The organism is Cupriavidus sp. 2KB_3, from assembly GCF_052115685.1.
GTDB lineage: Bacteria > Pseudomonadota > Gammaproteobacteria > Burkholderiales > Burkholderiaceae > Cupriavidus > Cupriavidus campinensis.
In genome coordinates this window covers 113,252-138,195 of record NZ_JBFRHD010000011.1, presented here as the reverse complement: position 1 = coordinate 138,195, position 24,944 = coordinate 113,252, and the positions used below count along the sequence as shown (strand labels likewise).

Annotated in this window: 23 protein-coding genes and 1 pseudogene; 7 read left to right on the top strand and 17 right to left on the bottom strand. The window is 64.7% G+C overall.

Annotation, left to right across the window (positions count from 1 at the left end):
• Positions 1 to 4: 4 nt before the first annotated feature.
• From AB4120_RS13975 to AB4120_RS13955, 5 genes are read right to left on the bottom strand one after another with little or no spacing between them, the layout of a single operon-like run.
• Positions 5 to 652, bottom strand: a complete 648-nt coding sequence (locus AB4120_RS13975) for an RraA family protein (protein WP_441642405.1) — start codon at positions 650 to 652, stop codon at positions 5 to 7.
• A 32-nt stretch (positions 653 to 684) separates the two neighbouring features.
• On the bottom strand, positions 685 to 1,650 hold the full coding sequence (locus AB4120_RS13970) for a C-terminal binding protein (RefSeq protein ID WP_441642404.1): 966 nt from the start codon (positions 1,648 to 1,650) through the stop codon (positions 685 to 687).
• A 20-nt stretch (positions 1,651 to 1,670) separates the two neighbouring features.
• Complete coding sequence (locus AB4120_RS13965) at positions 1,671 to 2,654, bottom strand: TRAP transporter substrate-binding protein (protein WP_441642403.1); 984 nt, start codon at positions 2,652 to 2,654, stop codon at positions 1,671 to 1,673.
• Between the two features lie 41 nt (positions 2,655 to 2,695).
• A complete protein-coding gene (locus AB4120_RS13960; protein WP_441642402.1) occupies positions 2,696 to 3,973 on the bottom strand; it encodes a TRAP transporter large permease subunit in 1,278 nt (425 codons plus the stop codon).
• A gap of 7 nt (positions 3,974 to 3,980) precedes the next feature.
• Positions 3,981 to 4,469: a TRAP transporter small permease gene (locus AB4120_RS13955; RefSeq protein ID WP_441642401.1), complete on the bottom strand. Its 489-nt coding sequence runs from the start codon at positions 4,467 to 4,469 to the stop codon at positions 3,981 to 3,983.
• A 136-nt stretch (positions 4,470 to 4,605) separates the two neighbouring features.
• Here AB4120_RS13955 and AB4120_RS13950 point away from each other — a divergent pair, with 136 nt between their 5' ends.
• Both AB4120_RS13950 and AB4120_RS13945 read left to right on the top strand, forming a co-directional pair.
• Positions 4,606 to 5,259 carry a GntR family transcriptional regulator gene (locus AB4120_RS13950; protein WP_441642400.1) on the top strand — a complete coding sequence of 218 codons (654 nt, stop codon included), beginning with the start codon at positions 4,606 to 4,608 and terminating at the stop codon, positions 5,257 to 5,259.
• A 202-nt stretch (positions 5,260 to 5,461) separates the two neighbouring features.
• On the top strand, positions 5,462 to 7,672 hold the full coding sequence (locus AB4120_RS13945) for a hypothetical protein (protein ID WP_441642399.1): 2,211 nt from the start codon (positions 5,462 to 5,464) through the stop codon (positions 7,670 to 7,672).
• Here AB4120_RS13945 and AB4120_RS13940 read toward each other — a convergent pair.
• The 10 genes and pseudogenes from AB4120_RS13940 to AB4120_RS13895 all read right to left on the bottom strand — a co-directional run.
• A pseudogene (locus tag AB4120_RS13940) lies at positions 7,666 to 7,800 on the bottom strand (DUF4440 domain-containing protein); the annotation flags it as partial. The gene AB4120_RS13945 and the pseudogene AB4120_RS13940 sit on opposite strands and share 7 nt — an antisense overlap.
• A 4-nt stretch (positions 7,801 to 7,804) precedes the next feature.
• Complete coding sequence (locus AB4120_RS13935) at positions 7,805 to 8,929, bottom strand: VIT1/CCC1 transporter family protein (protein ID WP_149137718.1); 1,125 nt, start codon at positions 8,927 to 8,929, stop codon at positions 7,805 to 7,807.
• A 121-nt stretch (positions 8,930 to 9,050) separates the two neighbouring features.
• Positions 9,051 to 10,316, bottom strand: coding sequence for a TolC family protein (locus AB4120_RS13930; RefSeq protein ID WP_441642398.1), 1,266 nt, complete (start codon positions 10,314 to 10,316; stop codon positions 9,051 to 9,053).
• Complete coding sequence (locus tag AB4120_RS13925; protein ID WP_441642397.1) at positions 10,313 to 13,426, bottom strand: efflux RND transporter permease subunit; 3,114 nt, start codon at positions 13,424 to 13,426, stop codon at positions 10,313 to 10,315. Before AB4120_RS13925 ends, AB4120_RS13930 begins: the two co-directional genes overlap by 4 nt.
• Entirely contained in the window at positions 13,426 to 14,508 is a 1,083-nt protein-coding gene (locus tag AB4120_RS13920; RefSeq protein ID WP_441642396.1) for an efflux RND transporter periplasmic adaptor subunit, read from the bottom strand. The genes AB4120_RS13925 and AB4120_RS13920 overlap by 1 nt, the downstream gene beginning before the upstream one ends.
• A gap of 86 nt (positions 14,509 to 14,594) precedes the next feature.
• Positions 14,595 to 15,068: a hypothetical protein gene (locus AB4120_RS13915; RefSeq protein WP_441642395.1), complete on the bottom strand. Its 474-nt coding sequence runs from the start codon at positions 15,066 to 15,068 to the stop codon at positions 14,595 to 14,597.
• Between the two features lie 127 nt (positions 15,069 to 15,195).
• Positions 15,196 to 16,230, bottom strand: coding sequence for a helix-turn-helix domain-containing protein (locus AB4120_RS13910; RefSeq protein ID WP_441642394.1), 1,035 nt, complete (start codon positions 16,228 to 16,230; stop codon positions 15,196 to 15,198).
• 248 nt (positions 16,231 to 16,478) lie between these two features.
• Complete coding sequence (locus tag AB4120_RS13905; RefSeq protein ID WP_149137713.1) at positions 16,479 to 17,393, bottom strand: LysR substrate-binding domain-containing protein; 915 nt, start codon at positions 17,391 to 17,393, stop codon at positions 16,479 to 16,481.
• Positions 17,394 to 17,460: 67 nt separating this feature from the next.
• The gene (locus AB4120_RS13900; RefSeq protein ID WP_441642450.1) at positions 17,461 to 19,548 is read right to left on the bottom strand and encodes a 2Fe-2S iron-sulfur cluster-binding protein; all 2,088 of its coding nucleotides are present in this window, start codon (positions 19,546 to 19,548) and stop codon (positions 17,461 to 17,463) included.
• 44 nt (positions 19,549 to 19,592) lie between these two features.
• Positions 19,593 to 20,210 carry a glutathione S-transferase family protein gene (locus tag AB4120_RS13895; protein ID WP_149137712.1) on the bottom strand — a complete coding sequence of 206 codons (618 nt, stop codon included), beginning with the start codon at positions 20,208 to 20,210 and terminating at the stop codon, positions 19,593 to 19,595.
• Between the two features lie 514 nt (positions 20,211 to 20,724).
• Between AB4120_RS13895 and AB4120_RS13890 the strand changes: the two genes are divergently transcribed.
• The 4 genes from AB4120_RS13890 to AB4120_RS13875 all read left to right on the top strand — a co-directional run bounded on the left by AB4120_RS13890 (position 20,725) and on the right by AB4120_RS13875 (position 23,036).
• Complete coding sequence (locus tag AB4120_RS13890) at positions 20,725 to 21,168, top strand: cupin domain-containing protein (protein WP_149137711.1); 444 nt, start codon at positions 20,725 to 20,727, stop codon at positions 21,166 to 21,168.
• Positions 21,169 to 21,379: 211 nt separating this feature from the next.
• Positions 21,380 to 22,045, top strand: coding sequence for a SagB/ThcOx family dehydrogenase (locus AB4120_RS13885; RefSeq protein WP_149137710.1), 666 nt, complete (start codon positions 21,380 to 21,382; stop codon positions 22,043 to 22,045).
• 46 nt (positions 22,046 to 22,091) lie between these two features.
• The gene (locus AB4120_RS13880) at positions 22,092 to 22,334 is read left to right on the top strand and encodes a hypothetical protein (protein WP_441642393.1); all 243 of its coding nucleotides are present in this window, start codon (positions 22,092 to 22,094) and stop codon (positions 22,332 to 22,334) included.
• Positions 22,335 to 22,388: 54 nt separating this feature from the next.
• Entirely contained in the window at positions 22,389 to 23,036 is a 648-nt protein-coding gene (locus tag AB4120_RS13875; protein WP_149137708.1) for a BON domain-containing protein, read from the top strand.
• A 40-nt stretch (positions 23,037 to 23,076) separates the two neighbouring features.
• Here the strand turns inward: AB4120_RS13875 and AB4120_RS13870 are convergent, their stop codons facing one another.
• On the bottom strand, positions 23,077 to 23,703 hold the full coding sequence (locus AB4120_RS13870; protein ID WP_149137707.1) for a phosphoribosyltransferase: 627 nt from the start codon (positions 23,701 to 23,703) through the stop codon (positions 23,077 to 23,079).
• 301 nt (positions 23,704 to 24,004) lie between these two features.
• Complete coding sequence (locus tag AB4120_RS13865) at positions 24,005 to 24,283, bottom strand: DUF1488 domain-containing protein (protein ID WP_441642392.1); 279 nt, start codon at positions 24,281 to 24,283, stop codon at positions 24,005 to 24,007.
• A 204-nt stretch (positions 24,284 to 24,487) separates the two neighbouring features.
• Between AB4120_RS13865 and AB4120_RS13860 the strand changes: the two genes are divergently transcribed.
• Positions 24,488 to 24,934 carry a universal stress protein gene (locus AB4120_RS13860; RefSeq protein ID WP_149137705.1) on the top strand — a complete coding sequence of 149 codons (447 nt, stop codon included), beginning with the start codon at positions 24,488 to 24,490 and terminating at the stop codon, positions 24,932 to 24,934.
• The last annotated feature ends 10 nt before the right edge of the window (positions 24,935 to 24,944 follow it).

The window sequence follows — 24,944 nt, the reverse complement described above, 5'->3', positions numbered from 1 at the left end:
TGCTTCAGATGCGACCGTACTTGGCCAGGCCGGTGCGCAGCGAGCGCTCCTGAATGATCAAGCGGGCCTGTTCCAACTCGCGCGCATCAATCTCGCGCGACATCGCCAGAATCTCGCTCGCCTGCTCATGCGGCACCACCACCACGCCATCGATATCGGCCACGATGATGTCGCCGGGATGCACCACCACACCGCCCACTTCCACGGGTATCTGCGATGCCACAGTCTTGTAGCGGCCCAGCGTGGTGCCGGGACTGACGTCACGCGCGTAGACCGGGAAATCGTAGTCGCGGCGGATCTCGGCCAGATCGCGCACACCGCCATCGAGAATCGCGCCGGCATGTTCATTGGCCACCGCGCCGGCCGTCATCAGGCCACCCCAGACGGCAACGTCGGGCTCGCCGCCGGCGATGGAGATCACAATCACACTACCGCGCGGCGCTTCGTCGATCAGGTCCAGCGCGTGTTGCGGCGGGACGAATTCGTCGGTTGCGGCTTCCAGCACAGTGGCAGCCGGACCGACCACGCGGTGGTCGTTGATGCGCGGCTTGATACTGGCGTCCATGTAGCCGCGCTTGCCGGCAATCTTGTCCACCGCGTCGGCCACGGATGCCACGGCCACGGTCTTGAAACCTTCGATGATGTCTTGCATGAATTGCTCCCGGAGAAATTGGGGTCTTAGGATTACTGCCAGACGTTGAGCCAGTGCTTCGGCCGGCCGCCGGCCAGTACGCGCACCGCTTCCTCGGCGGCCTTGCGCTGCAGGTCGCGCATGGCTTCCTCGCTGTACCAGCCGATGTGGTCACTGACCACCACGTTGTCGAGTGTGAAGACAGGGTGGCTCGCGCTGGGCGGCTCCGGCTCGAAGACATCTAGCCCCGCGCCGAGAATTTGTCGCGCAGCGAGCGCGGCGTGCAGCGCGTCGAGGTCGATCAGCCCACCGCGCGACGTATTGACGAGAATGGCGGTCGCTTTCATCAGCGAGAGCCGGCGGGCGTCGATCATGTGCCGGGTGGTAGGGCCCAGTGGCGCATGCAGCGAGATCACATCGGCTTGCTCGCAAATCTGGTCGATGTCTGCAGCCTCCACGCCATCGGGGAGCACGGCGTGCGGGTCATGCGCCAGCACGCGGGAGAACCCGAAGCCGGCCAGCTTGTCATGGAACGATCGCGCTATGCGCCCGTAACCGATCAGGCCCACCGTCCGGCCACTCAGGCGGTACATGGCGCGGGTGGCTGCCGCGCTCCAGCGCCCGGCACGCACCTCGCGGTCGCGGTTCACCACTTGTCGCGCCACGGCCAGCAGCAGCGCCATCGCATGCGTGCTGACTTCGTCGATGCCATAGTCGGGTACGTTCGCCACCGCGATGCGCCGTCCACTGGCTGCGCCGATGTCGATGTTGTCGGTGCCGATGCCGTAGCGGATCACCGCACGACAGCGATCCATCGCCTCGATCACCGGGAGCGACACTGGCGTTTCGCGTACCAGCACGATGTCCGCGCCGCGCACGGCGTCGGCGGCCCGCTGCGCATCGCCACCACACGGGCGCAGTTCGAAGCGTGCGCCGACCGCCTTCAGGAGGTCCGTCTCCTGGTCATATGAGGCATAGCCGTCGTCCAGCGCGACGACTAGCCGATTCTGCTCAGTCATGGGAAATCGATGGAGTTGGATCAGCCCTTGATGCCGGGCACTTGCTGCACGAGATCGCCGCCGATTTCGCGTGCGAATTTGTTGACGACGGGCCTGACGGCCGTACGCAGGCGCTGAAGTTCGCCCGGGGACAGCTCGTTGACCTGCATGCCATGCGCCTTGAGTTGCTCCAGCAGCTTCACTGCCTGGTCGCGCTGCAATTGACGCTCGTACTTGCCGGCTTCCACTGCAGCGTCCTTGACGGCCTTGCGGTCGGCATCGGACAGCTTGCCCCACCATTTCTTGCTGGCGATGACAATGAACGGTGAATAGACGTGCCCGGTCAGCGACAGGTACTTCTGCACCTCGTAGAACTTGGACGTGTCGATCAGGCCCACCGGGTTTTCCTGCGCATCCACGGCCTTCGATTCCAGCGCCCCGTACAACTCGGTGTAGGGCATCGGCACCGGATTGGCGCCCAGGGTCTTAAAAGTCTCGATGAACACGGGGTTCTGGATCACCCGTACCTTCAGCCCGGCCATGTCTTCTAGCCGCTTGATCGGGTGCTTCGAGTTGGTCAGGCTTCGGAAGCCGTTTTCCCAGTAGGCCAGGCCGACCAGTCCGATGGCATCGAGCTTTGCCAGCAACTGTTGGCCAACCGGGCCATCCATCAGCGCGTCGGCCTCCTTGTAATCGGACACGATGTAGGGCAGATCGAAGATCGCGAGTTCCTTCACCGCGCCCACCAGGTTCGACGTCGGGCCGACCATGAATTCGAGCGTACCGCCCTGCACCGACGACTGCATGGCCGGGTCGGAGCCGAGCTTGCCGCTGCCATAGGTGTTGACCTTGATGCGGCCGGCGGTCTTGTCCTTGACCAGTTCCGCAAAGCGCTTGGCGGCCAACCCCTGCGGATGGTCGTCTGCCGAGCCGTAACCGAACTTGGCGGTCGACTGGGCCATGGCCGGTGCGGTCATGCCGATCGCCGCAGCAACCAGCGCGAGCTTCAGGGTGGTTCTTCTCATCGGATATCTCCTCATTGTCTCTTCGTCTTGGAAGGGCTGACTCAATGCATCCAGCGCAACGGCCCAAGCATCAGTTGCGGGAACACGCACATCAGCAGCAGGACCACGGTTTCGGCGTAAAGGAAAGGCAATACGCCCCGAATGACTTCGTCCATCCTGACCTTGCCAACCGAACACACCACGTTGAGCACGTTGCCCACAGGCGGCGTCAGCAGTCCGATGGCGTTGTTCATGATGAACAGCACGCCGAAGTAGACCGGGTCGATACCGGCCTGCTTGACCAACGGCATCAGCACGGGCGTCAGGATCAGGATCGTGGGCGTGAAGTCGAGCGCGGTGCCCACGACCAACACAATCAGTTGCATAACGATCATCAGCAGGACCGGACGGTCAATGAGCGGCTCCAGCAACGCAATCAGTTCGTCGGGGATGTTCGCCACAGTGATCAGCCATGCCGAAATCAGGGCAGCGGCCACCAGGAACATCACCACTGCGGATACACGGGCGGCGTTGACCATCGATTCGTAGAGCTTGGTCAGGGTCAGTTCGCGATATGCAAACATGCCGACCAGCGCCGCACAGACGGCGGCCACGACGCCCGCCTCAGTCGGCGTAAAGACACCGAACTTGACACCGACGATGATGATCACGGGCAGCAGCATGGCCCAGCCGGCTTCGCGGATCGTGCGCAGGCGCACAGCGGCGCTTTCGCGCGGCCGCGGTGCGGGGGCTTCCTTGCGGCACAGCCACCACCACGTGACGATCAGCGAGATGGCCATCAACACGCCCGGCACCAGGCCCGCGATGAACAGCTTGCTGACCGATACACCGGCCACCGCGCCAAACAGCACGAGGCCGATCGAAGGCGGAATCACGGGCGCGATGATGCCGCCGGCGGCAAGCAGCCCGGCCGATCGGCCCTGGTTGTAGCCGGCATCGCGCATCATCGGCACCAGCAGCGCCGCCAGCGCGGCAGTATCGGCAATCGCCGATCCGGACAGACTCGCCAGCAGGAATGCAGCAATCACGGCCACATAGCCAAGGCCGCCGCGCACATGGCCAATCATCGACATCACGGCATCGACGATCCGCCGCGACAGGCCACCGGCGTTCATCAGTTCGCCGGCCAGCAGAAAGAACGGCACAGCCATCAACGGATAGCTGTCGGCACCGTCGACCAGGTTTTGCGCTAGGACCTGGGCATCGAACATGTCGATATGCGCCATCAGCGCCACGCCGCAGACCATCAGCGCAAAGGCAATCGGCATGCCCAGCGACATCGCGCCAAGCAGCGAGGAAATGAAGATAAATACGGTCATCGCTGCCTCACTCCGTCACGGCCTGTTGGCGGAAGTCATTGAGCGCGGCACCGCGCAGGACGCGCCAGATATTCCACAGGGTCGAGACACCGATGCAGATACCGGCGAACGCGGCGGCGAAGTAGATGGCACCGCGCGGCAGGCCCGACACAGGCGCGAAATTGTTTAGGTTGATCACGGTCTGCTGCCAGCCACCCATGACCATCAGCACACAGCAGCCGACGATCAACAGCATCGACAACACCGCGCAGAAGCGTTGCCCGCCCGCCGGCAGCCGGTGGATCAGCGTTTCCATGGCGATATGCCCGCCCTGCACGAACGCCAGGACGGCGCCGAGGAATGTGATCCATACGAACAGGAATCGCGACACCTCCTCCGAAAACGTGATGCCGGACTCGAATGCGTAGCGCAGGACCACGTTGCCAAACACCATGATCACCATGCCCGCGAGCCCCAACGCCAGCAGCGCTTCGCTCAATTGCCTGATCCGTCGCATGCGGTCTCCTCTATAAAAAGCTGTCTACCCGTCGTCTTGGCGCGACGGTCGTACTTTAGATCTAAGATATCAGATATCAAATCCGCGATAACCCCTAGTTGGAGGTAGAATCACGCCAACCTCATGAATGCGACCTATGGCCACTCGATCCTTGCGTCTAGAACGCCCCGTACTGCTGACCGATCTCGCGGTGGAGCGCATTCGCGATGCCATCGTGCAGGGCGACTTCAAGCTGGGCGAACTGGTGTCAGAGGCCCAGATCGCCGCGCAACTTGGCACGAGCAAGACGCCCGTACGCGAAGCCCTGGTGCGGCTGAAGATGGAAGGCCTGGTAGACGTACACCCGCAGCGGGGCACCGAGGTATTCCGTCTGAACCATGAAGAAGTCGGCAAGCTCTGCCGCTTCCGCGCCATGCTGGAGCTGGCCGCATTGCGGGAGGCCGCGGCCACGCGCCGGCAAGACCTGCTGGCGGCAATGAAGCGACTGATCGAAGAACTGGCTGTGGCCGAGGCAGCCGGGGATCTGTCCGCCCTTGCCCGCATCGACATGGACTTCCACTACCAGTTCTTTGTGTATTGTGACAACGAGTACCTGCGTGGCGCCTACGATCTCATTCGCTATCAGCTCCTGGCGCTGAGGCATCGGTCGCCCATTGAGGAGTGCGTGGACACGCACCAGGTCTTGTACGACGCCATCGCCGCCAACGACATCGACGGCGCATGCAGACTGCTCGACGAGCACGTCGGCAATACCGAGACACGCTACTGCGACGCCAACGACATCGAGTGACCCCTCACTTCGTAGCGTTATCTAGCATTCTTTGCAAGGCCACGCAGGCTTGCGTCAGGGGATGTGGTGCTTGGATAGCAGAGACATAGCCACTTCACCAGCGAGAATTCCAGCTCTCGCGTGCCGTCTCTTAGGCTCCCGTCGTCATCCGCAAATTCAAACATAATGACTCCTCCTGGGCGAGGAACGGTCGTCAAACTAATTGGAATCCAAAGGCAGAGATGGGTCGGCAGCGGCCGGCCGTGTCGGCACGCCCGAGGATGCGGCAGAACCGGTCGCGTTCCTGCTCTCCGACATGACGAGCCGGATCACCGGCGCGAACTGGGATGTCTACGGCGGGGTTATGGCGGGCGCAACCGACGTGTACCCCTCTACCCTGCTTCATGAGCATGGCTGGCACGGCCCAGATTGTGTAGGATCCGCCACTATCGAACGAAAACACGGCAAGGGTCCAATCATGAAGGGTCGGGGAATCGAGATGCGCTGGGTGGCCGCGCTATGTGCGGCATTCTTGACGGCGTGCGGCGGGGACGATTCACCCACCACCCCGGCCCCGTCCACGACGCCGGAAACTATCGCACTGGTCTCTGTCGCCGCCAACTCGAGCACGCTCACCGAGCTGCCCACTAGCGTGGTGGCCACGTTCAACGCAAAGGTATCCGCGCTGGGCACAGGCTTCTTCAAGCGCAGCGGTACCTGCGGCACGCTGCCGACCGCCACGCCGGCGGTCGACGCCTCAGGCAAGATCGTCACGGTGACGCTTGCCGGCAGCCGCTGCAGCGACGGTCAGACCGTGACCTTGACGCTGGACCCCAACATGGTGACGTTCGACAGCGCGGTCGGACAGAAGGGCGCGATCTGGACGCGCACGTACACCATCTCCGGCACGGCGCGCAGCGTTGGCGGCACGGTCACCGGTCTCACGGGAACCGTTGTCCTGCAAAACAATGGTGGCGACACGTTGTCGACCAGTACCGACGGCACGTTCAATTTCCCGACGCTCGTCGCACAAGGCGGCGCGTATGCGGTGACCGTGGCCACCCAGCCCGCCGGACAGACGTGTTCGGTCAGTCATGGCACCGGGACGGTCGGCACCACGGCGGTGCAGGACGTGGCTGTCGTCTGCGCGGCGAATACGCACACCGTCGGCGGCACTGCATCCGGGCTCGTGGGCACGGTGACCGTGCAGAACAATGGCGGCGATACGCTCGCCATTACCGGCAATGGCCCGTTCACGTTCCCGACCGCGATCGCCGAGGGTGGTGCGTACGCGGTCACTGTGCAGTCGCAGCCCGCCAGCCAGACCTGCACCGTGGGCAATGGCACCGGGTCGATGGGGAGCGCCGCGGTGCAGAACGTCTCGATTACCTGCGCGACGAACACCTACACCGTTGGCGGCACCGTTTCAGGGTTATCCGGGCAGTTGCAGCTGCAGCTCAACGGCGCAGACACGCAAACCGTCACGGGCAATGGCCCCTTCACGTTCGCCACGCCGGTTGCCGAAGGCGGCCCCTACAACGTTACGGTGCTGACCCAGCCTGCCATCCAGACGTGCATGGTGATCAATGGCAGCGGCACCCTGCCCGCGCAAAACGTAACGACTGTCGGCGTGTCGTGCATCACGAATACCACCACGCTTTCGGTGGCGGCCACCGGCGTCATCCCCGTCAGCGGCGGTACGGGCACGATCGTGGTGACCAACATCGGATCGATCGCGGCGACCAACGTGGCGGCACAGCTTCCGTCCGCATGGTCGGGCGTGACGCAGGACGCCAGCAACTGCGCCGTGCTGACCCCCGGCGCAAGCTGCATGCTGCAATTCACGTCGGCGACGCCCTATGTCGCGCAGGGCGGCATCGCAATAGCCGCGGATAACGTCGGCAGTCCCAATCCGACGACCGCGCTGGCATTCAGTGTCGGCGGCGATCTCGTATTCGCGGTGACGAGCGCGTCCACCGCGAAGGTAGTGGCTTTGACCGACGCCGGCTTGGACGTGTGGGGTGGCATGGGGACGGCGATCGGGGTGGCCGCGCAGAGCCTGACGGATGGAGCGGGGAACACCTCGGCCATCGTCGCGTCGCTCGGCACGGCATTGACCTACGCGGCAAATTTCTGCAACGCCAGCACGTCTGGCGGCGCGCCTGCGGGGACGTGGTATTTGCCTGCGGCCTGCGAGATCGGCAGCGCCGGGGGCTTGGCCAACTGCCCGGCAGGCATCGCCAATATCGAGGACAACCTGATGCGGCTGGGTTTCGGCAATTTGGCCGGTCCCTACTGGACGTCAACGGAATATGCGTCCACCCCGGCCAACGTCGCCTGGCTCATGGACTATTCGTCGAATCCCGCGACGTCCATCGGGGGGGCAAAGACGATCCAGCTGAACGCTCGCTGTGCCAGGTCGGTCAACTATTGATTAAGTCGGATCTTCTCCGGCATGGCCGATGAGTGGTGGCTCATGATCAACCATTGCGAGCCATCCCAGCGATAGGTGCAGGGATAGCGCGCCCTTGCCACACCCCCTATTCTCGCGAAGGTGAACGTGCATCTATGACACTGATACACCCAGAACGCGCCCAACACCGAACGTGAAGGCTGCTGCCGCCAGGCCAATGACGACCTGACGAATCGCGGAGAAGCCTGCACCCTTTCCATTGAAGATCGACGTAGCGACGCCGATCGCTGCCAACGCCAGGACGCTCAACGCAATACACTGAACAATGGCCGTAGGCCCGGATGTCCATAGGAATGGCATCGCGGGAAAGATCGCTCCGATCGCGAATAGCAAAAAGGATACCCCTGCGGCGGACCATGGATTGCCGCCTAGTTCTGTTGGATCGAGGCCGAGCTCCTCTCGCGTCAACGCGGCCAGGGCCTTGTCCTTGTTACGCATGAGTTGCGATGCGACACGCTTCGCCTCATCTCCGTCCAGTCCTTTGGCACGATAGATGAGAACCAGCTCGTGCTCTTCTGCGTCCGGAGTATGTTCCAGCTCGTCGGCTTCTCTTGCGATCTGCGTCTGCGCAAGTTCACGCGCGTTGGTTACTGACAGCCATTCACCGAGTGCCATCGAACAGGCTCCTGCAATGAGCCCCGCGAAAGCGGTTAGCAGAATGGTCTTGTTGCCCGTACCGGCGCCAGCGACACCCATAATCAAACAAAAATTCGACACCAGTCCGTCATTGGCACCGAGCACCGCCGCACGCAGATCGTTCCCTGATGACACGCCTCGATGCCAGGACTCGGCTCTGGCAATGCCGGCACCGCTGGTTGCTTCTGGCTTGCCTCCATTCGCCAAAGCCTGTACCACGCTGGCGTGATGGTGCTCTTCCTCGGACATTGCTGCGGTATCCGGGTCGCCGGCATACTTGTTACTGTCCGCAAACTCCACTGCTGCAAGTGTGGGCAGCACGAATCGGGCACCGAAGACGCGAACGAGGCTCCTCATCAAAATGGTCTTGATGCCGAGCCTATCTGATATGCGCTGCCCATTTGCACTCAGCTTGTCGGCCCAGACCTTTGCATGAGCCCGCTCTGATGCCGCCAGATCCTCGAACACCGACTTACGGCTGATGTCCTTTTCCACGTGGGCGAGCGTCTCATAGATTGCCGCGCTGTGAATCTCGTCAGCCAGATGCGCACGATACCTCTTGATTTCCCGTCTGGATGCCATGATGTCACCTGGTTTCGATTACGACCTTCTCAGGTCTTTCTAAAGTGGGCAGGCGTCTCCGCCATCAAGAGCGGCTGCGCACCGCAAGTCAACGCTGGCCGCCGCGCCAAGGCGTAGCAAATCATTCGTCGAAATCCCACATGCGGTGCAGGTCGAGCTTGAGCCGGCTGTCCGCTTCCAGCACGTCCACCGCCGCGAGACGCTCGGCCAGCAATGCATCGGCCAGCCCGCGTCGCACGGGAATGAGATCGGCCAGTCCCGTCTCACCCGCACGGTACGCGCGCGTGGCGCGCTCGGCCGTGGTTCGCTGTAAAGCCGCCGCATCCAGCTGTGCTTGCGCAGCGGCCCGCTTTCCTTGCAGGCTGCGGAACAGCACATCGAACTCAGCACCCAGGCGGCGTTCCGCACCCAGCCTGCGGCGGACAGACGCCTCGGCGTCGGCGGCGGCCGCCACTGCGGCGGAGCGGCGATGTGCCGAGCCAAGCGGCATGGACACACTGACACCCAGAATGCGTTCCGCGCCGCCGCGTTCCACCGTTACAAACATGCCGAGGGTGGGATCTGGCCTGCGCTCCAGGTCGACGCGCTTTGCCTGTCGCTGCGATTGCACTTCCTCGGCCATGGCCAGCTTGTACTCATGGCTGTCCTGGACGTACTGGGCCCGCAGCTGTTCCGGCGGCTCCTGAACCAAAGGGGGCAACGGCGGCAGCGCGGCTTCGGTCGCGAGGCCGGGCTGGCCGAGACCCGGGAACCGGGCCTGCAATTCCGCTATTGCGGCCTGCTCCGTAGCCGTGGCCATCGCCAGCGCGGCCCGCTGGCGTGCGTGATCGGAAGCTGCCAGCTCGCCGTCAAGGCGGGACGCGTCGCCGAGCTGCACCCGACGTGCGGTCAGGGCGGCCAGTTCCGCCGCGGCGCGCGCGTTGTCCTGCGCGGCGATCCGGGCCTGTCCCGCGCGCACAGCGGCAAACCAGAGGGCGAGGATCTGCCTCGATACCTCGTGGCGCGCGTCCATCACCGCCAACTGGCCGGCCTCGGCGGCGGCATCGGCCAGCCGGCCGTCTGCCTCGGCCTTGCCCCAGAGCCTTAGCGGCCGCTCCACGGCGAGCTGCCCTTCCGCATAGCGCTCGGACGGCTCCCGGACCTGGCGGCCCTGGCCGATCGCACGCACCACGGTTTCGGCCGTGCCCGCGCGAATGCCGTCGGCACGCGCCAGCGTGGCGTCACGCCGCGACTCGGCGGTCATCACATCGGGCGAGCGGCCTACCACTTCGCGAACCTGGGCCTCGGCCGGCAGGTAGCCCGCCGAAGCCTGGGCCTGAGCGAGCGTACTGGAGATGCCCATCGCGGAAATCACGGCAAGCATGCATCGGAACATGTCGAATCTCATTGTGGGTCTCCTTGCACGGTGGCCGCACGTGGCCGGGGCGTGCCGAAGCGCTCGAACAGGAGTGGCAGTAATAACAGCGTCAGCGCCGTCGAAGAGACCAGGCCGCCAGACACGACAATCGCCAGCGGACGCTGAATTTCCGAGCCCGGGCCAGAGGCCAACAACAGCGGAATCATCCCGAACGCCGTGATGCAGGCTGTCATGAGAACGGGCCGCAGGCGGTCACGCACACCGGTACGCACGGCCTCGGCCATGTCGAGGCCGGACTCCAGCAGTGCATTGAAGTGCGAGACCAGTACCACGCCGTTGAGCACAGCAATGCCAAGCAGGGCAATGAAGCCGACCGAGGCCGGCACGGACAGGTAGTCGCCGGACAGCCGCAATGCGGCGATGCCGCCCACAAGCGCGAACGGAATGTTGGCAATGACCAGCGTCGCCTGACGCACCGAGCGGAAGGTCAACATCAAGAGCAGGAAGATCGCGCCGAGCGCCAGGGGAACCACCAGCGCCAGACGTGCTGCCGCGCGCTGCTGGTTCTCGAACTGGCCGCCCCAGACAATGCGCAAGCCTTTGGGCAGGTCGGCGAGGCCGGCAACCGCCGCCTGCGCCTCCTTGACGAAACCCGCCACGTCGCGGCCCTCAACGTTGACTTGGATCACGGTGAAGCGAGCGGCGTCTTCGTGGTTGATCCGCACCGGCCCATCCACCCGTTCGATGCGCGCCAGCGATGTCAGCGGCCAGACCTTGCCGTCCGGCGCCGTCATCAGCAAGCCCGCAAACGACTCAGGTGCCTCCCGCAAGGCCGCGCCACCGCGCAGGATGAGCGGCGTGCGGACGATGCCCTCCGGCACCACGCCGATGCGGTCGCCCTCGACGAGCGCGCGCAGCTGTGCCTGCAGGGCGTCGCCGGAATAGCCGGCCTGCCCTGCCGCCGCGCGGTCGATCGAGACCTTCAGGTATTGCACCCCGCTGTTGCTCGGCGCGATCACCTCTACTGCCCCGCGGATGGTTCGTATCCTCGCCGCGATGGCCTGCGCTGCGGCCTCGCCGGCGGCCAGATCATTGCTGAAGATCTTGAGGGCGACGTCGCCGCGCGTTCCGGTCAGCATCTCCGAGACACGCATCTCGATCGGCTGCGTGAAGCTGAAGATCACACCGGGGAACCGCTCCATCACGCGCCGGATCGCGGCGGCGATGTCCTCCTTCTCTCCGCGCCATTGTTCCTTTGGCTTGAGCACCAGGAACGCATCGGTCTCATTCAAGCCCATCGGGTCCAGGCCGAGATCATCCGAGCCGGCCCGCGCCACGATGGAGCGGATCTCCGGCACCTCCTTCAGCAGTGCCCGCTGGACGCGCTGGTCCAGGTCGAGAGACGTTGCCAGCGAAATCGAGGGCGCCTTCTGCAACTGCACGATCAGATCGCCCTCGTCCATGGTCGGCATGAAGGTCTTTCCCACCGATAGATAGAGGCCCACGGCCATCACCAGCGCCGCGACCGCCACGCCGAACACGGTGCGGCGATGCGCCGCGCTCCAGGTTTGCAGGCGGGTAAGCCCGTGCGTTACCTTGCGCATCAGCCAGGGCGGCTCCGCCGCGTGCGCGATCAGCAGCAGCGAGGCCAGCGCCGGCACCACCGTGAAGGCGATCACCACGGAAGATGCGAGGGCCAGCACGATGGTCAGGGCCACGGGGGAAAACAGCTTGCCCTCCAGGCCCTGAAGCGCCAGCAATGGCAGGAACACGATGGCAATAATGGAGACACCGGCCAGCATCGGGCCCGCCACAGTCGTCACGGCGTGGCGAATCACCGAGCCGCGCAACGCCGGGTCAGTCTCGTGTGACTTGGCGCGTGCAAATGCGGTCTCGATATTCTCGACCACCACCACCGCCGCATCCACGAGCATGCCCAGCGCGATGGCCAGGCCGCCCAGGCTCATCAGGTTGGCGGTCAGGCCGACGTAGCGCATCAGCAGGAAGGTCGTCAGCATTGACAAGGGCAGCGTGGCGGCAACCACCAGCGCCGCCCGCACGCCGCCCAGAAAGACATACAGCGTCACCACCACCAGCAGGCTGGCTTCGATCAGCGCGCGCACCACGGTGTTGGTGGCGCGCGTCACCAGTTCGCCACGGTTGTAGAACACGTGGGTCGACATGCCCTCGGGCAATTGTGGCCCCAGTGTATCGAGCCGCGCCTGCACCGACTCCACCAGCTTGCGCGCGTCGGTGCCACGCAGTCCGAGCACCAGCCCTTCCACTGCCTCGCCCTGTCCGTCCTTGGTGACCGCGCCGTTGCGGGTGGCTGCGCCCAGGCGCACGGTGGCGACGTCGGCAACGGTAACCGCCGATGCGGACATCACACCCTGCCCGGGCAGGACGACAATTGCGCCCAGGTCGTCCAGCCCGCGGATGCCGCCTTCGACTCGCACGACCCAGTGTTCATCGGCACGATCCAGCCGGCCCGCGCCGTCGTTGCGGTTATTGGTATCCAGTGCCACACGCAACTGGTCCAGCGTCACGCCGCGCGAGCGCAGGCGCGCTGGATCTGGAATTACCTCGTAGCTGCGCAGTTCACCGCCCAACACGTTGACGTCTGCGACGCCGGGAACGGTACGCAGCGCCGGCCGGATCACCCAGTCGAGCACGCGCCGCCGCTCGGCGAGGGAATATCGTTCGCCCTCGACGGTGAACATAAACATTTCGCCAAGCGGCGTTGTGATTGGCGCCAGGCCGCCCACGGCTGTCGATGGCAGATCTCGCGCAAGGCCAGCCAGACGCTCGGATACCTGCTGGCGCGCCCAGTAGACGTCCACGCCCTCCTCGAAATCCACGGTCACGTCGCTGATGCCGTACTTGGACACCGAACGCACAATCGTTTTGTGCGGGATACCGAGCAGTTCCTGCTCTATGGGTGTCGAGACGCGCTGCTCGACTTCCTCCGGGGTCATGCCCGGCACCTTGAGCACCACCTTGACCTGGGTGGGCGAAATATCTGGAAAGGCGTCGATGGGCAGGTTCAGGTAGGCCCAGACTCCCGCCGCCGCCATCGCACACGCCGCAATCAGCACAAGCGTCCGCTGGCGCAAGGAAAACTCGATCACACGGGAGAGCATCACTGTTCTCCCGCGAGCAGGCCCTTTAGCGCGCCGATGCCGGACACCGCCACCCGTGTGCCGGCCGGCAGGTTGCCGCGCACGACCGCGCTTGCCTCGTCCGTACTGTCCACCGTGACCGCTTGGAAGCGAAAGCCCTTGTCGGTCGCCACGAATACGCCTGGTGAGCCTTGCACGTATGCCAGCGCAGCAGCCGGAACCCGCACGCGGGATGCCCCCGAGCTACCTGCTCCGCGCAGGGTCAGTGTGACGCCAACGCTCTCGCCGGCCCGCAGGTCGCCGCGCTTGGCCAGCGAGGCGCGCACGCGGACGCCGGCCGTGCCGTCGCCAGAAGGCGCCACGCCAATGACTGTCCCCGATGCGCCGCGCTGCGGAACGGTCACGCGTTCGCCGGCGGACGGCACCGGCACATCCCGGCCGACCAGCATGTCGAGCTCCAGCGCGGCCGGATCTACGATCTTGAACAATGGCGTTGCGCTGTCGACGCGCATGCCCGGGATTGCGTTGACCTCCGCGACGATGCCGCCACGGCTGGCCATCAGTTGCGCTTCCCCGCCAGGGCCCGTGAAGGTGATGCCTGCCGAAGCGAGTTCCGCGCGGCGGGCACGGGCCATGGCACCGGCCTCCGCCGCCCGGGCCTGCGTAGCCTCCCAGCGGCTGGCGGCGATAATGCCATCGTCGTAGAGTGCTTTGTCGCGCGCGAGCGATTGCTGCGCGACGCGCGCCTGCGAGTTCGCTTCGGTGAGCGCGCGGCTGGCTTCATAGAGTTGCGGGCTGACGAAGATTGCCAGGGCCTGGCCGGCGCGCACGGTCTGCCCGACCGAGACCAGCACGCGCTGGACCATGCCGGCATATGGGGCCGCAACGACATACTGCGCGTCCGGCGTGAAGATCACGCGCGCGTGCGTGCCCACCTCCAGGTTCTCGGACGCCGCGATGGGGCCGAAGCGCACGCCCAGCGCGCGCGCTTGTTCGGTGGATAGCGGGACAGCCCGCGCGGACACCTCGGCAGCGGACAGTTCAGAATACAGGGCGGTCGATGCAATCCATGCACCGGCCAACAGGAATTGCTTGAAAGACATGGCTGTTCCAATCCACAAGAAAGACGCCTACCGCGTCCATGTCGGACGCGTGCGGGGACACCAGCCGTCTTGGCCGGATGCGGGGTTCAGTGGAACAACGGAGGCGCTTGCGAGGGGGGCGGCCGGTTGATGCGGTCGCGCCATTGGATTGGCCGCGCCGGAGAGCAATACGCGCGTCGCGGCTTTGCCGCACAAAAGGCCATGGCCGCCAGCAACATGAGGGTCAGCGCGGCCACGCCAACGGCTGCCGCCGCCAGCAGAAGCAAGGAAAAACCAAGGGGTTCGATCGCGGGTTCGGCGCCGATCGCAAAAGGTTCGGCGCTTGTCAAGCCTACGTCGTGATGATCCGCATCTTGATGCCCGTGGGACAAGGGTTCGTGGTCGACAAATCTTCCGAAACCAGAATGAGAATCAACCACGCCTGAAAGGGCGGTGTGCACGTGCAGGCCGGTTTGTTTCGGTGTCCCGAAATGGCCGTGCAGGAGCGGGATTAGCAGCTGCGCCAACACGATGATGAGCAGCACTACCCGCAGCGAATTGCTTGGGGTCGCACGTGACATGCGGCGATTGTAACGGCTTTCTTTTGAAAATTGGGGCTTGCACGATTATTGAACCGTCCGTTTCGTCACACGCTGGCCGTCGCACATCGCCCTGCCAGCCTGCTGATGGCCGTGGGCCTGGACAAGGCTAGCGCGCCGAGTCCGACGCGAAAGGCAAAGCGCGCAGCGTTTGCCGGCCCCTGTCGATTGCAGCGTCCATCGCCTCTGCTCGCCAACGCCCTGGCGTGGTGCCTGTCGACTTGCGAAACACGTTAGTGAAATGCGCCTGTGAATGGAAGCCCGCCTGGACCGCGATTGCCGCCAGCGCGAGCTGTCCCTCCGACAGCAGCCGCTTCGCGATCCCGAGGCGTGCCTCCGTGAGATAGGTATGCGGCGTCATGCCGGTCGCCAGCAGGAACTGCGCGGCAAAGTGCATGCGGCTAAGCCCGACGTGGTCCGCCATCGCCTGTAGCGTGATCCGCTCGGTGGCGTTGGCGCCGATAAAGTCCATCACCTTGCGCAGCCGCCACGCCTGCAGCCCCACGGGCCTGTCAGGGGCGCGCGCGGACTGCAACTGTGCGTGCACGAGATAGGCGATTACGGTCCTGCAGGCGTGTTCAATGAACAGCGTGGTCGACGGATCCGGCGGGCTCGCCGCCTGGGATAGGGCCCCGACGAAACGCCCCAGGATTGGGTCGGCGCGGAAGCGCGGATCTTCGAGCGTGAATCCGGCAGGGATGTACCGCCCGCATCGATGCAGCGTTTCGTGCATCGTGGCGGTGGGTATGTAGAGAATCACCGATTCCATTGGCCGCTCGAATCGGCACCGTACCCGCTCCCCGGGCGGAGTGACCTGTGCGGCACCGAATTGCCCGCCCCGCGTGAAGACGGCCGCGCCGCCCGTGTGGCAATCGACTACCGTGTCGGACAACAGGATTTCTATGGTGTAGTGGCGGTCCAAAAGCGGCGACGTGAGCATGCGCGGTTCGCGGCGCCGGTCGCTCCACCGTCCCCACGCGCAGGCGGCTGCGGATTCCTCACGCAACAGACGCGAATTGTCGCGCCATTCGGACTCGGCGTCGCCCTCCAGCCACGTCTGCGCCGCCGCGTGCGTGCACGGCTTGGCCTGCGCGTCGGCAGCGGTCATGGTGGTGGCATCGGCACAGGAGAAATCGCGTCTCATGGCAGTTCGGAAGAGTTGGCGTGCGCCAGCCTGATGGGCCGTCAGCGGTCGGCGACACCTGACCGGAAGACCAGTCCATAGGCAGGGCTTATAGGGTGGTGCTTTTACGCATTCTCGTAAGCGCTTCGCCGCGGCGCAATATCGCCCATGGAGGTGGTCGATAAGCTGCGCTTCTGGAGTCGCGCTCGCCGCCTGCCGGGCGGTCCCCGGCGTGGTACGCGGGGTCTGGCGGTGCGGTGCGCGTTGCCTCAGGCGGGCATCTTCGCGGCAAGCGCCGAAGCCTCCTGCGCGAGTTGCACGCGCATCTGGCGGATGACGCCCTTGGCGTGTTCGGAGAGCGGCGAGCCCGCGCGGAATGCGATGACGCTGTTCAGCACCACGTCGACCGAGAGCGGCCTGATCGTCAGCCCTCTGCCCATATAGTCGGCAGCGACCAGCGGGTGCGACACGCCAACGCCCACGCCAGCCAGTGCCAACTCGCAGACCGTGTGCGAATTCGGCGTCTCGACCACCGGCTTGAGAAAGACGCCGGCTTCGCCGAACTGGGTTTCCAGCGAGATGCGCGTCGGGTCAGCCGAGTTCAGCGCGATGAACGGCTGCCGCTCCAGGTCCTGCGGAACCACCGTGCGCCGACGTGCCAGTGGATGGCCGTCGCGCATCACCACTACCGCGCGCAAGTGGGCAAACGGCGAATGCTCGAGGCCGGCCATGGACAGGCCTGCCGCCATCAGACCAAAGTCCACCTTGCCGGCAGACACTGTCTCGTGGACCTGATGTGTGTTCATGACCTGTAGCGAGACCTGTACGCCACGTTTGTCCGCTTCGAAGGCGGCGATCGCGCGCGAGATGAAGCCGAGTCCGAACGCCGGGTTGATGGCTATGGTCAGACGCCCGAGCCCATACGATCGCAAACTTCGTATTCGATGTTCGATGTATTCGTAGCCGGCGAAGAACCGGTCGACGTCGCTCATCAGCGCGCTGGCCGCGGAGGTGGGCTGAAGCCGGCCGCGCGTTCGCGAGAACAGGCTGACGGAGGCAGCGCCCTCGAGCTTGCGGATCGCCTGGCTGACGGCCGGCTGGGAGATTCCGAGTAGGACGGCCGCCTTGCTCATGCTTCCCGATGTCATCACCGCACGAAAGATTTCGATCTCGCGAATGCCCATGTCTGCTTCATCTCCCGCTGTGATTGCGTGGGCATTAGCTTACCTCAGCGAAGGCCGGCAAGCGGCGTCAGAGGTCCAGCAGCAGGCGCGGACCACCGCCGGACCCCTGGTCGGCGGGAACGGCGCAGCAAATGAGCGCTTCATCGCCCTCCGTGCTGAAGCCGGGAGCGGCCGCATAGGCCACGGCGCCTTCGACGATCTTCGTGCGGCAGGTGCCGCATGTACCGCCACGGCAACTGAATTCGGGGCTGAGGCCACGCGACTCGGCGAGCTCCAGCAGCGTGCCGCCGCCGGGGCTCCAACGCGCCTCCTTGCCAGAACGGACGAAGGCGATCGGCACGGGCAATTGCGCGGCGCTTCGGACCGGTCCCGCAGCCACCGCCGCCGTGGCTTCCTGTCGCCGGGTGAGGCCGGCAGGTCCGAATGCCTCGGCATGAATCCGCGAGTCGGCAATGTTGAGATCCCGCAAGCCGTCGTAGGTGGCCTGCATGAACCCGGGCGGGCCACACAGATAGAAGTCGTAATCGTCGAAGGGTAACGTGCGGCGCAGCAACGCGACGTCGATGCGCCCGGCGATGTCGTAGTCCTTGCCTTCCTCGGCGTCGCCGACCTCCGACAGCACTCGCACCAAGCGTACCTTGCCCTCGGACGCGTCGGCAAGGCGCCGCAACTCCTCGGCGAACGCGCGCTCGCCAAGCGATCTTGCGGCCTGGAACACCCACGTCTCGCGAACCCTGCGCTTGCGCAGTCCTTCGTAGACCACGTGCCGCAGCATGGCCAGCAGCGGTGTGATACCGACCCCGGCGGCAAGGAACACGGCGGGCCGGCGCTCTGCGGAATCGACCACGAACTGCCCGGCCGGCGCACGCGCCTCGATCACGCTGCCAACATGCAACGTGTCATGGAGGTATGCAGAGACCACGCCCTCGCGTTTCACGCTGATCCGATATCGGCCATCCGAAGGCGCCACGGAGATCGTGTACGTGCGGATGACCGGCTTGCCGCAGGTGGGCGGCGTGACACGGATCGGCAGGTGCTGCCCGGCCACGTGCGGAATCATTCCCGCGTCGTCGTCCGGCTGCAGATGGAACGAGCGGATCGTGGATGATTCGTCGACGATGTCGACGACGCGAAACGGCCGCCATGCGTTGGCCAGGGCGGCGGCTTTCAGGCGCTCCGCGGCCTGGTCCCAGCTCCCGGTCATCAGCGAGTTCGGCGACCACCCGTTTGGCAGGAACTTCCAGCGCAACGGCAAGGCATCGGGTCGGAACACAATGTGCTGCGGCGTAAACTGCCATAGCCGCTCGGCACCCTGGAATGCGCCGATCTCCGGGTCATCGAGTGTGACCGATGCGGTGCCGCTCAACTGGAGCATGTCGCCCGTCTCGAAATTGACGAAGGCCACGCTCGCCTTCGGATTGACCAGGAAGTTTCCAAGGGTGGCGAAGAACAGGTTGCCGGCGAAATCCGGCACGGTGAGCACGCCGTCTTCGCTAACGCGCACGAAGCCAGTTCTGCCGCCGCGGCTGGACACATCGACCTTTCGTGGGCCGCCGCCCTCCCCGTCCACGTACGACGCCACGAACAACATATCCGCCGCGCCAATCATTGCGCGCTCGCGCGTTCCGAGTGCGGCCAGCTTCTGCGCAGGCGCCGTCGAGAGCTTGGATGGGTCTCGCGCGAACGCCGGGTCTCGCAGTTGGAGGTACTGCGGGCAGTTGCCGAAGCTCTGGGCCACGGTCACGTCGAATCCCGTGCCCGTCCGGTTCGTCACCACGCCGTTCATACGGTTGCGTCGGCGCGTCTGGAACTCCACGCCGAGCAATCCAACCCCGGCACCGTCGACCAACCCCGCGCTGGCGGGGTCGCGCGGATCCGTTACCACATCGACATGCAGCGACGTGCCGGTTGGAGACCGCATGAAACCCGGCCGACCGGCAATCAAGGTGGCCCAGGGGTCACCCTCTTGGTTCACGGCGCCGAGAACCAGGAACGGCAGACCCGCGAAGAACTGCCGGTGTTGGTCCGGCATGTAGTCGCGGATCACGCGCCGCCCGACGTCCAGCATGCGCTCGGCGACGCCGAGCTGCCGTTGCATCGTAAGTTCGCCCGCATGCCAGGGCGAAGCGGTATCGTTCGCGTTATCCGTTGCCATCATTTGCCTCCATCGGGTTTCATGTCTGCTGCGCCAGCGCCGCTTCACTGGTCGGCGGTCAGCCCCACCGGCGTCCTGGCGAATGCAAGAAATCCTGGCAGGGACTCAATCCGCTGCAGCCAGGCATTCACGTTTCGATAGGCCGAGAGATCCACATTTCCTTCGGGCGCGCGTGCAATGTATCCGTACAGCGCCACGTCGGCGATCGTGGGGTGGTCCAGCGCCAGGAACCTGCGGCCTTCGAGTTCCGCCTCGATCAGCTTGAGTATCGCGTGCGAGCGCGCGATCACTTCGTCCGCGTTGTAGCGCGCGCCGAATACGGTGATCAGCCGCGCCGCGGCGGGGCCATAGGCGATCTCGCCGGCAGCGATGGACAGCCACCGCTGCACTGCCGCAGCGGGCAACGGCGCGTCCGGCAGCCAGTCACTCTCGCCGAGCTTCTTGGCGAGATAGACCAGAATCGCGTTCGAATCGGCAATGACATCGCCGCCATCGACGAGGACCGGCACTTGCCCGAATCGGTTCAGCTTCAGGTACTCGGGAGACTTGTGCGCACCGGCGGCCAGATCGACCTCGATCGCCTCATATTTCACGCCCAGCAGCGACAGGAACAGGCGTACGCGGTGCGAATGGCCAGACAGGTGGTGATAGTAGAGTTTCATGGCGGGCATTTCCGAGGAAGGTTGAACTTGGCCGCGACCGCGCTGGTGGGGCGCGATCCTGTGTGCGCGGCACGGTGTGCGCGGCGCAGGCGCAAGACTAGTTCGGAGGGCGGCTCCCGGTATTGCAAGTCCGCACGGACGCCATCGCGATGTCACGACGCCGGGGCATCATCGACGCCGCGGGCCGTGGAGCGATGACAGCGGGTGCTTCTACAGACAGGCTGCGCACGGAGACGAATTTGCGCTGCGGCGTCCTATCCACCCAGCACGGATCGGTGGCTACGCGACCCATGAGCGAGCGGCTATCGCCACTGTCCACGGGAATCAGCGTGGCCTACACTCAGCCTACAGGACTGCCCGTTGTGTGCCGGTATCCCAACGAAGATTGGCTTGGCATGGATCGGTAGCGAACTCGTTTTCACCGCCTTCGCAAGACACCTGCTTGCGTCACTTGGCACATCTTTCCAAGCAAACTCGCACTGACCGGGGCATTGAAACCTGACTGGAGCTGAGCATGAAGCCAGAGCCATTTGCGGTCACTCCTGCCGAGTACCCTCGCGCCTTCAATGTCGTAGGTGAAAAAATTACGGTCCTGGCGTCCAGTGCCGCCACGCAGGGGTACGAAGTCTTCCTGCAACAAGGTCACGAAGGCAGCGGGCCGCCACCGCACAGCCACGATTGGGATGAATCGTTCTACGTCACCAAAGGGGTTGTCGAGATTGGATACGGCGAACAAGTAATGACCGCCAGCGCTGGGACGTTTGTCCATGTGCCGGCCAGGACTGTTCACTACTTCCGGTTCGGCGCTGGCGGCGGCGAAATGATTTCCATGACCAGTCATGGTGGAAATGCCTCGCGCCTGTTTGCGCAAATCGACGAAGCAGTGCCCCCAGGCACCGCGGACCTGCAGACATTGCTAGGGGTCGCACACGAATGCGGCGTGACGATTGTTAAATGATGCGGCTCGATCGTTCGCGGATCAAGTGACGGTTGGCCGCCGCCCCGGCAGGCCGCTAGACGCTGGCTTGAAGCTGGCTTGAAGCTGGCTTGAAGCTCGCTTGAAGCTGGTTTGACGCAGCGCAAACCACGGCCACGCGCAACACCTACATTCGTCCTACGGAGGCCTACCCGCACCGGGGTGCCTCTCTTGGCAACATTGTGAGCATCCTATGGACGAAATCAAATTTATCCCCTACCAGCCCATTAAGCACCTGCTGCCACGCCCTGCGTCCGGCACGAGCGGGCGGGTGATCGCCTTGCCACAGCCAGACCGCACAAATGGCCTGCCGCTGATGGGGGCGTTGTGGCAGCGCATGAGCACCCGTGAGTTCGACGAGCAGCCGCTGCCATTGCAGCAACTGAGCGAACTGCTGTGGGCCGCAGCAGGGATCAACCGCTCGCAGGCCGGCGGCCGTACCGCCCCGTCGCCGCATGGCGAGGCGGTCATCGACGTCTACGCAGCGCTGCCCGCCGGCCTCTACCGCTACGACCCCGTACACCACTGCCTGGCGCTGAAGCGCGCGGCGGACGTACGCAGCATGACTGGCTATCAGGATTTCGTCGGCATGGCACCGCTGGACCTGGTCTACGTCGCTAATCACGGCCGGATGCAGGATGTGCCACCCACGCTGCGCGACACCTTTGCCGCCGCCGCGGCCGGCGCCATGGTCCAGAACGTCTATCTCTACTGCGCTTCGGCCGGGCTGGGCGCCGTAGTGCGAGGTTGGATCAACCGGCGTCAGTTGGCCGAACATATGTCGCTCAACGAGGACGAGGAGCCGATCCTGTCGCAAACCGTCGGACGTCCGGCACTGCCCCAGCGATCGCCAACTTAAACGCTATGGCCTGAACCCCCAATGACAGAAATCAGGAGGCACCGTCATGATCAGGAACCTCGGCAGCGCGGATGAGATCCGTAATGAAATCCTGCGCCGTCTGCAGGAAAGCGCCGACATCGGCGACGATTGCCGCGACTGCGACATCCCGTTGCCGCACCGTGTCGACGCAGCTGCGAACGGCGGCTGCAATTGGGCTATTGAAGCCTTCCCGGGAGTCCGGCCATCGTGCCTGCCCACGATCAAGGCCGTTACGACAGAGATGATGCGCGAGTACGAACTCCGCTAGCCAGTCTCCACAGCATCTTCGGACGATTGCCTGGTGCGACAACAGGGGTAAAGCATGAAATCAGATCATCAGATTCAGAAGGACGTCACCGAGGAACTAGACTGGGACCCGGCTATCGACGCGGCGTCCATTGGCGTGGAGGTCCACAAGGGCATTGTCACACTGAACGGGCACCTATCCACCTATGCCGAGAAGCTCGCCGCCGAGCGTGCAGTGGAGCGGATTTCAGGCGTACGGGCAGTGATCATCAAGCTCGATATATATCCGCCCGGGGCCCTCGCTGACGAAGCCATTGCCGAGGCAGCGCGCGAGGCCCTGCAATGGCACGTGCATCTGCCCACAGATGCCATCAAGGTTCGCGTCGAGCGCGGCTGGGTCACGCTATCGGGCGATGTCGATTGGGGCTACCAGAAGCACCTGGCGGAACGCACAGTCAGCCAGTTGCGCGGCGTGACCGGTGTCGTCAACAGCATTCGGATGCACGAAAAGGCAGCGCCGCCCGACGTGGAGGAACGCATCGAAGAGGCGCTGCGCCGTCATGCCCTGCGCGAGGCCCATCATATAAGCGTGAAGGTCGTGGGGAGCACGGCCACGCTGAGTGGGCACGTGGACTCCTTGGCCGAACGCCGCGCCGCGGTCGGCGCCGTATGGTCGGCCCCGGGCATCTCGGCGGTCATCGACGAACTGGAGACGCAGCCGTGACAGCGATTCCCCCGCGCGCAGCGCGCCGCACCGTTCGACCTCAGTGGGATTTCAGGCAGGCCACCACCTCGGCGTCCTCCACCTGCGGGAAATCCCGATAGAACTCCCCTACCGCCCTGAAGCGGGGTGGTGCTTCCAGACACACCACCTCGTCAGCATAGGGCTGCAACTGCACCAGCGTCTGCGGTGGCGCCACCGGCACCGCGCAGATGATGCGCGCGGGCTTCTGCGCCCGGACGGCGTGCAGCGCGGCCATCATCGAGGCCCCGGTTGCCAGGCCGTCGTCCACGACGATGACCTCCCGCCCGGTGGCGCTGTGCGGCTCCCGGCCCGGCGTGTAAACGGCGCGACGACGCTGTAGCACCTCGAGTTGGGCCGCGCGCTCGCGGTCGACGTATTCGCTGTCGGCGCTGGCCTCGGCGGCAAAGGGCGTCAGATAAGTCCAGCCGCTCTCGTCCACGGCGCCAATGGCGAGTTCCGGGTTGCCCGGCGCACCGAGCTTACGCACGAGCACGATGTCCAGGTCTGCGCCCAGCGCATCGGCAATGATGGCGCCGATCGGCACAGCGCCGCGTGGCACGGCCAGCACCAGCGGGCGCTTTCCTACATGGCCGGCGAGCGCTCGCACCAACTGCGCGGCGGCATCGGCCCTGTCAATGAATGGCATGATCGCCCTCCTGTGGCTGGTCAAAGAGGTTCCCGTTCTGGAGCATGCCCCTATGCATCCCATTGAGCGGCTGGCCAGATGCGGTATGCGCAGGGGGAGATGGGCGCCGCTTGATCAAGGTCCGTGGGCGCAAGCGCAACCGCGCGCGGCCTTGGGGGATGCAGCGGGTCGCGCGCCGAGGTGCATCCAGCACATAACGGCACCAGCGCGCAAGCGGCAAGCGCCCACCACCGCGTCCGCCTTGCCTGTTGGCACAAGCACAAGTCCTTCTCCATGGCGTACCTCCAGGCCCTGCCCAGTTTCACAACGCGAAGCGAAAATGGCCACTGTGCAGCACGATATGGCGCACTTCCGTCATCTCGAACAAGGCGCCCGCAACGCGCTCGATGTCCTGGCGGTTGCTCATGAATGCCGGCAGGAGATCCTCGCTGAGGTAGGAGCGTGCGCCAAAATGATCCTCGAGCGCCTCGGCGGTCACCTCATATGTTGCAGGTGCACCGTCCACAGTTGCGGTGCATTGCAGACTGGGGCCTGTCGGGCAGTAATCCGGCATCTCGCCGGCAAATTCGATCTTGCGCATGGGTATCCGCCGTGATTCCGACGGCTGCGTCGGTCCTTCCACGGTAGGGGCCACCAGGGCTGACAGGTTGATGCCAGTCAACAAAACACGATTACCCTCCCATGACATGCATCAACTGGCGGGCGCATCCTGCACCTATGCTGAAACGGTGTCCATCTATCCACACGCCGGCACGGCCTAGCCGGCCTCCAAGGAGACCCTGCCATGTATCAGACCATCCTCGTCGCCGTCGATGGCAGCGACTGCGGCAATCTCGCCCTGGACGAGGCCATCCGCCTCGCGGCAATGTGCAACGCGACCCTGCATATCGTCCACGCGATTGACAACAGCTATCTCAAGTACGACATGGGCTACGGCAGTCTGGGAGACTTGCGCCCCGCCTTGCTTGAGGGCGGACGCAAGCTGCTGACCGAGGCCGAAGCAAGAGCTCATGCGGGTCAGGTCACATGTCGCACGGAACTGCTTGACGAATTGCTCGGGCTTGGCGACGTCGCCACGATCATCAACGCGGCGGCGCAACGCGCCCACGCCGACGTGGTCGTACTTGGCACGCACGGCAGGCGCGGCGTGCGGCGCCTGGTGATGGGCAGCGTGGCAGAGGGTCTGGTGCGGGAATCGAAGGTACCGGTGCTACTGGTGCGGGCCCCTTAGGCAGAGAACC